Annotated in this window: 3 protein-coding genes and 1 pseudogene; all 4 read left to right on the top strand. The window is 43.7% G+C overall.

What is annotated here, in order from left to right; genetic code table 11:
• Positions 1-87 precede the first annotated feature (87 nt).
• A pseudogene (locus QUA20_RS31525) lies at positions 88-435 on the top strand (SDR family NAD(P)-dependent oxidoreductase); the annotation flags it as partial.
• A 108-nt stretch (positions 436-543) separates the two neighbouring features.
• On the top strand, positions 544-1,746 hold the full coding sequence (locus tag QUA20_RS31520; protein ID WP_333194265.1) for a glycoside hydrolase family 10 protein: 1,203 nt from the start codon (positions 544-546) through the stop codon (positions 1,744-1,746).
• A gap of 14 nt (positions 1,747-1,760) precedes the next feature.
• Complete coding sequence (locus QUA20_RS31515) at positions 1,761-2,432, top strand: TIGR02117 family protein (RefSeq protein ID WP_333194263.1); 672 nt, start codon at positions 1,761-1,763, stop codon at positions 2,430-2,432.
• A gap of 131 nt (positions 2,433-2,563) precedes the next feature.
• The coding region (locus tag QUA20_RS31510; RefSeq protein ID WP_333194262.1) for a HisA/HisF-related TIM barrel protein at positions 2,564-2,814 on the top strand (251 nt) is incomplete at its 3' end.

Here is a 2,814-nt window from a genome sequence, read left to right as displayed (position 1 = left end):
AATACGTCAATATACTTACACAGAAAAAATCATTTAGGATTGAGCTAGATAGAGAAAATCATTTAGGATTGCTATAGCAAATATGCTGTTACTGGATTGACGGAAGGATTGCACGCGGAATTATCGGATAAAGGGATTCGAGTTTGCGGCGTGCATCCGAATTTTATCAAGACAGACTTGATGGAAAGAGCTATCTTTTTAGGGAAAGACGGGCAAGAAGTGCAGCAGCGACAGGATTTAGTAAAAAAGGCGATCGAGAGTCCGCTGTTAGAAAATCCTGAAGATGTAGCAAAAGCTATTTGGCAGGCGGTTAAACACCCGCACTCTGAGATAATGGTTGGTTCGGCCAATGTGTCGCAGGCTAGTTATCGTTTGTTTCCGGGGTTGATGGATTGGATGCTTAAGAAAATTTTTGGAATGAAAGATAATGGTTGAGGATTCATAGCTTTCTTGAAATGGGTAAATTCAGCTTTGTTTGATATGATCTTTTATTGTCCTCATCATCTCTTCTGAGGGCAGCACAAACAAAGCAAGGAAGGTTGAATGTTTAAATTGTACGGATGGCGGCGAGGTTTGGTCTTAACTCTTGTTTTTGCGATCGCCCTTACCTCTGCCGCTATTTTATCCCCGCGTCTCTTGGCTCAAACCCCGCCCACAACCCCAACAACCGAATTGCGCGGCATCTGGCTGACTAACATTGACAGCGATGTTATTTTCTCCCGCAACAACATCATTGACGCTGTAAATCGACTGGATCAACTCAATTTTAATACCATCTATCCCACGGTTTGGCAAGGAGGCTATACGCTTTATCCGAGTGCTGCCGCCCAACGAGTATTCGGACAGTCGATCGACCCATCGCCCGGATTGAAAGACCGAGACATCCTCAAAGAAATTATAGCACAATCCCGCCAAAAAGGTATAGCAGTAATCCCCTGGTTTGAGTTTGGTTTTATGGCTCCCGCCGAATCGGAATTAGCCACACTTCACCCCGACTGGCTGGCGCAGCGGCGCGACGGTTCAACTATTTGGAAAGAAGGCCAACACGAGCGAGTTTGGCTGAATCCCTTTCATCCCCAAGTGCAGCAATTTATCTTAGATTTAATCCTAGAAGTTGTCGATAATTATGATATAGATGGCATTCAATTTGACGACCATTTCGGCTTGCCCGTAGAATTTGGCTACGAGCCGTTAACAGTGTCAATGTATCAGGAACAAATCAAAAGCCCTCCCTCCGACGACGCCCGCGAAACCTTCTGGGTGCGCTGGCGCGCTGACAAAATCAACGACTTCGTGGGCAGAGTTTCCCGCGCCATCAAATCCCGCAAACAAAAATGTATTGTCAGCTTATCTCCGAACCCTTTTCACTTTGCTTTGCCCGCCCACTTGCAGGACTGGTTTACCTGGGAAAGACGCGGCTACATCCAAGAAATTGTGTTGCAAGTTTATCGCAGCGATATCAAGCGTTTTAGTGCGGAACTGGAACGGGAAGAAGTCAAACTGGCTAAACTTCACATTCCAACTGCGATCGGCATTTTAACTGGTCTTAAAAATAATTCCGTGCCCCTAAAACAAATTCAAGAACAAGTGCAAGAAGTGCGAAAAAGAGATTTCGCTGGCGTGTCGTTCTTTTTCTACGAAAGTTTGTCGAATTGGGCTAACGAAACCCCCGAACAGCGCAATTCGGCATTGCAAGAATTCTTTCCCACAAAAATGCAGCGCCCGCCATCCGAAGGCACAATTTGAAACCTACGGTTAAAATGAGAAAAAGCATACAGCGCTTAGGAATTGTCATCTTATCTTTGACCGCTTTCCTAACAATTGGCTATCTCACTCCCAGAAAGTGGGGAAATTACTCGCAAGCAGATTGCACAATCTCTCTATACATTTCCAACGAAGGCATCCACACCGAAATTATTGTTCCAGTTAAAAATGAATATTTTGACTGGAATCAATTTTTACCGCTAACAGAAATAGGGCGGGATGCGACTTCTGATTATAAATATTTGTCTTTCGGGTGGGGAGATAGAGCTTTTATGCTGGAAACTTCCACATCAGAAAGTATCAACCCAGTTACAGCTTTCAAGGCGCTATTTCTTCTTACTCCCTCTACTCTACACGTTCAAGGTTATCGGGTTCTCCCCCTAAAGATTGAAACCAAATGTGTTAAGATTAGTGGGGAAAATTATCTGATGCTGGTAAATTTTATTAAAAATTCATTCCAATTAGATGCAGCAGGTAAGAAAATGAAAATTAGCTACGGCTACGGTAACAGCGACAGTTTTTATGAAGCAAAAGGCAGTTACTATATTTTAAGAACTTGCAACGACTGGACGGCAGAAGCTTTGCAAAAAGCCGATGTCAATACTCCTTTATGGTCTACGCTTTCTTCGGCGATTATGTTTCATTTAAATAGCGGTTGCGAACGTTAAAAATAAATGGTAGTGGGTAATACAATTTTAGATTTTAGAATTCGGAATGAATGATTGTCTATGGGTTGGGAGATTGCCTAAAGTTGCATTCTTTTTTTTAGCTGGTATAATTACCAATTTGAGGAAAAATTATGAATGTAATTCCAGCGATCGACTTATTGGATGGAAAATGCGTCAGATTGTATCAGGGAGACTACGCGAAGTCTCAAACTTTTAACGACAACCCCGTCGAAGTCGCCAGACAGTGGGTAAATGAAGGCGCAACCATGCTGCATTTAGTAGACCTCGACGGCGCTAAAGCAGGTCATCCAGTCAACCAAGCAGCCATTGAAGCGATCGTCCGATCCGTAGACGTTCCCTGTCAAGTAGGCGGGGGAATGCG

The sequence above is a fragment of the Microcoleus sp. Pol7_A1 genome (assembly GCF_036701085.1).
In the GTDB taxonomy this organism is placed as follows: domain Bacteria; phylum Cyanobacteriota; class Cyanobacteriia; order Cyanobacteriales; family Microcoleaceae; genus Microcoleus; species Microcoleus asticus.
The sequence above is the reverse complement of the archived record's forward strand: the minus strand, read 5'-3'. Positions and strand labels throughout refer to the sequence as shown.

Excerpts from the sequence above, each read along its gene's own strand:
- QUA20_RS31520 (WP_333194265.1), top strand. The coding sequence starts at position 544 with ATGTTTAAATTGTACGGATGGCGGCGAGGTTTGGTCTTAACTCTTGTT.
- QUA20_RS31515 (WP_333194263.1), top strand. The coding sequence starts at position 1,761 with ATGAGAAAAAGCATACAGCGCTTAGGAATTGTCATCTTATCTTTGACC.